This is a genomic window from Paucilactobacillus wasatchensis (assembly GCF_000876205.1).
Classification (GTDB): domain Bacteria; phylum Bacillota; class Bacilli; order Lactobacillales; family Lactobacillaceae; genus Paucilactobacillus; species Paucilactobacillus wasatchensis.
The window spans coordinates 1-4215 of the sequence record NZ_AWTT01000070.1 but is presented as its reverse complement, the minus strand read 5'-3'; the positions used below and the strand labels follow the sequence as shown (position 1 = coordinate 4215).

Genomic DNA, 4215 nt, shown 5'->3' with positions numbered 1-4215 from the left:
AATCCAACTTAGGCACAACAGTTTCGAGCTTGCGTGACTCGCTGCTGAAAAATATTGAGTTGGCAGTGGTGGTTGATGGTTCAATTAATCAAGATGGAGAGCATGTGGTTAGATTAGGGAACCGTGGTCTGTTTGGCTTTGAATTAACTACTCAAACTGGTAAGAATGATAACCATTCTGGTAATGCAGGCAATATTATGACTAGTGCAGCAATTAAATTGATTGCTGTATTAAGAAAATTGTATGATTTTGATACGCAAAAAGTTCTGATTCCTAACTTCTATGAAGGTGTTCCGACCAAAAGTGATATTAAAACTGATTTATTAGCTGCACTGCCATATGACAAAGCACAAATATGTTCACAAATGGGATTAAAAAATATCCCTAATAAATTGGAATTTTACGAGCGGTTAATGTATCAGCCAACATTTAATATTGCGAGGATTGGAGGCGGATATACAGGAAAAGGGATAAAAACTGTTATTCCACATCAAGCAACAGTAAAGATTGACTGTCGGTTAGTTGGTACCCAAAGTGTTAGCTCCATGAAAGAAGGTCTTGAAAAGGTTCTTGCAGCTGAAGTGGCAAATAATGAAGTTTCAATAAAATATCTTGGTGCAACTCCGCCAAGTACATCTAATTTGTCCAAAGACATGCTCAATACCTTTACTTCAATCGTGGAACAAGCAACGGGATCGGTTGTTGTAGAACCTGTCATGGCTGGTACAGTGCCCAATTACGTTTGGACAGATATTCTCAAAGTACCGGTAGTAACAATTCCATACGCCAATTACGATCAACATAACCATGCGCCTAATGAGAATATGACGAAAAAAGACTTTATTGATGGAATTAAGATTTCGTATGAATTAGCAAATAATTTAGTTAAATGAAAAGCTAAAAATGACAGATAAACGAGGATTATTCATGAAACGAAATGCAATAATTTTAGATAGAAATTTAACCATTGGTCAGGTGGGCAATGTAGCTGCTATTTTAATGGGGTAAATTAGTAAAATCGATCCATCAACGTTCTCAGATGATGAAATTTTGGACAAGGATGGCGTTCGGCATGCTGGCATAAAAAATAGTACGGTACTTTTGAAGGGTGGATCTGGACAAATTTCAAAGTTGGCGCAGCAACTTAGTGGAGATGAGACCGTTACAAGTGTCGTTTTCACTGCCAAGGGGCAATCTTTGAATAATCGATTTGAAGAGTATGAAACAATTATTATGAATAATACATTAGAAGTGCTGAAGCCAGTGGGAATTACACTATCAGGGGAGGATGAATTGATTCGTGGTTTAACAAAAAAATTTAGTTTACTGCAGTGAAACCTTAGCTATATACTAAATTTGTTTAGTTTATCTAATTTAACAGACGTCTATAAGGTTAGCTAGGCATAGTGGCTTGCAAAAATAATATAAAAATGACTGCCGATTATACCGTTTTATTGGGCAGTTATTTTTAATTTAAGATGTATTTTTAACAGTTGAGCTTGATTCTGCTATAGAATTGCAGATATTTGTCTATCGCCTTGCTGATATAATCAGTTTTACCGGTCATTTTGGAATTGGATCGTATCAATTTTAAAAAAAGTTGACTTTTTTTAAAAAGCAAGTATTATAGTGAGTGTAAATTGAAAAGTTAAGTGAATTTACGTTGTTGCTACTTAGACTATTTTTAGTAGTTATTCAAGTTTACGAAGGAGAGTAAAATTCATGGCAGTAGATTATGATTCCAAAGAATATTTGGAAAAAGTTGACGCATGGTGGCGCGCTAGTACTTACCTTTCAGGCGGTATGATCTTTTTGAAGAACAATCCATTGTTCTCCGTTACAAATACACCACTTCAGGCTAGTGACATCAAAGTTAAGCCAATTGGCCACTGGGGTACTATCTCAGGACAAACTTTCTTGTACGCACATGCCAACCGTTTGATCAACAAGTACGGTTTAAACATGTTCTACATTGGTGGCCCTGGTCACGGTGGACAAGTTATGGTGACAAACTCGTATTTGGATGGTTCATATACTGAAGATTATCCAGAAATTACACAAGACCTTGAAGGTATGTCACGTTTATACAAACGGTTCTCATTCCCAGGTGGAATTGGTTCACATATGACTGCCCAAACTCCAGGCTCATTGCATGAAGGTGGCGAGCTGGGTTATTCATTATCACACGCTTCTGGTGCTGTGTTGGATAATCCTGACCAAATCGCATTCACAGTTGTTGGTGATGGTGAAGCTGAAACTGGTCCAGCTATGACAGCTTGGCACTCAATCAAGTTCTTGAACCCTAAGAACGATGGTGCTGTTTTGCCAACCCTAGATTTAAATGGATTTAAGATTTCAAACCCAACCATCTTCTCACGGATGAGCGATGAAGAGATTAACAAGTTCTTTGAAGGACTTGGCTGGTCACCTCGCTTCCTTGAAAATGACGATATTCATGATTACATGACTTACCACGAAAAAGCAGCCAAGATTTATGACCAAGCAATTGCTGACATTCAAGCTATTCAAAAGGATGCCCGTGAAAATGGTCGTTATCAAGATGGCGAAATTGCTGCATGGCCTGTTATTATTGCTCGCCTACCAAAAGGTTGGGGTGGCCCACGTAAGAACACACATGGCGAACCAATCGAAAATTCATTCCGTGCGCACCAAGTTCCACTTGGCCTTGCACAAGGTAACTTAGCAGAATTACCACAATTCGAAGAATGGATGAATTCATACAAGCCAGCTGAATTATTCAATACTGATGGTTCACTTAAAGCTGAAGTAGCTGACTTTGCTCCTAAGGGTGACAAGCGAATGGCAATGAACCCAGTTGCTAATGGTGGTCGTCCTCGTGGTGAAAAGCCAGAAACTCTTGATTTACCTAACTGGAAAGATTTCACTAACAAGATTACTGCTGACAATCGTGGTTCTGAATTAGATGATGCCAACCGTAACATGGATATGAACGTTCTTTCTGGCTACCTAGCTAAACTAGCACAAAAGAACCCAACATCATTCCGCTTCTTCGGTCCTGATGAAACAATGTCAAACCGTCTCTGGGAAATGTTTGATGTTACTAACCGTCAATGGATGGAAGAAATCAAAGAACCAAATGATCAATTTGTTGCTCCAGAAGGCCGGATCTTGGATTCTCAATTATCAGAACACCAAGCTGAAGGTTGGCTAGAAGCCTACACATTGACTGGTCGTACTGGAATCTTTGCTTCATACGAATCATTCCTACGAGTAGTGGATTCAATGATCACACAGCACTTCAAGTGGATTCGCCAAGCTGCTGCTGAAGACTGGCGCAATGATTATCCTTCATTGAACTTAATTTCAACATCAACTGTGTTCCAACAAGATCACAATGGTTACACTCATCAAGATCCAGGTCTGTTAACTCATTTAGCTGAAAAGAAGTCTGACTTTGTTCGTCAGTACTTACCAGGTGATGCTAACACACTGTTGGCCGTCTTTGATCGTGCATTTACTGAACGCCAAAAGATTAACCATATTGTTGCTTCTAAGCAACCACGTCAACAATGGTTCTCAGTTGATGAAGCTGAAGAATTAGCCACAAATGGTCTTAAAACAATCGATTGGGCTTCAACAGTTGCTGAAGGTGAGAAGGCTGATATCGTCTTTGCCTCAGCTGGTGTTGAACCAACTATCGAAACTTTGGCTGCCATTGACTTGATCAATGAAGCATTCCCACAAGTTAAAATGCGTTACGTTAACGTTGTTGAACTTGACCGTTTGCAAAAGAAGAATGGTAAGTTGAACGCAGAACGTTCATTGTCAGATGCAGAATTCAGTAAGTTCTTTGGCGAATCAGGCACACCTGTTGTGTTTGGCTTCCATGGTTACGAAGATCTGATCGAATCAATGTTCTACGAACGTAAGCACTTGGGTCTACATGTTCATGGTTATCGTGAAGATGGTGATATCACTACCGTTTACGATATGCGTGTATATTCAGAATTAGATCGTTTCCACCAAGCTCAAGATGCTGTTCAAACTCTTGTTTCTGAAGGCGTAATTGCCGCAGCAGATGGTAAAACATTTGATGACAAGATGGACGCCATTCTTGCAAAACACTTCAAGGTTACACGTGACGAAGGTCGCGATATTGAAGAGTTCACTGACTGGAAATGGACTGCTTTAAAGAAGTAATTTAATCTCAATTACTAAATACTCAATTCTCGG

General features: G+C 39.3%; 3 protein-coding genes. All 3 read left to right on the top strand.

Features of this window, described 5'->3' with window-relative positions:
• Positions 1-893 (top strand): M20/M25/M40 family metallo-hydrolase (locus WDC_RS08885; RefSeq protein ID WP_044011509.1); only part of this gene is annotated, 893 nt, incomplete at its 5' end.
• Positions 894-1050: 157 nt separating this feature from the next.
• A complete protein-coding gene (locus WDC_RS08880; protein WP_225349645.1) occupies positions 1051-1335 on the top strand; it encodes a DUF2000 family protein in 285 nt (94 codons plus the stop codon).
• A gap of 387 nt (positions 1336-1722) precedes the next feature.
• Entirely contained in the window at positions 1723-4182 is a 2460-nt protein-coding gene (locus WDC_RS08875) for a phosphoketolase family protein (RefSeq protein ID WP_044011508.1), read from the top strand.
• The last annotated feature ends 33 nt before the right edge of the window (positions 4183-4215 follow it).

What these genes read in the sequence shown, in the direction of transcription:
- WDC_RS08875 (WP_044011508.1), top strand. Translation starts at nt 1,723, where the DNA reads ATGGCAGTAGATTATGATTCCAAAGAATATTTGGAAAAAGTTGACGCA.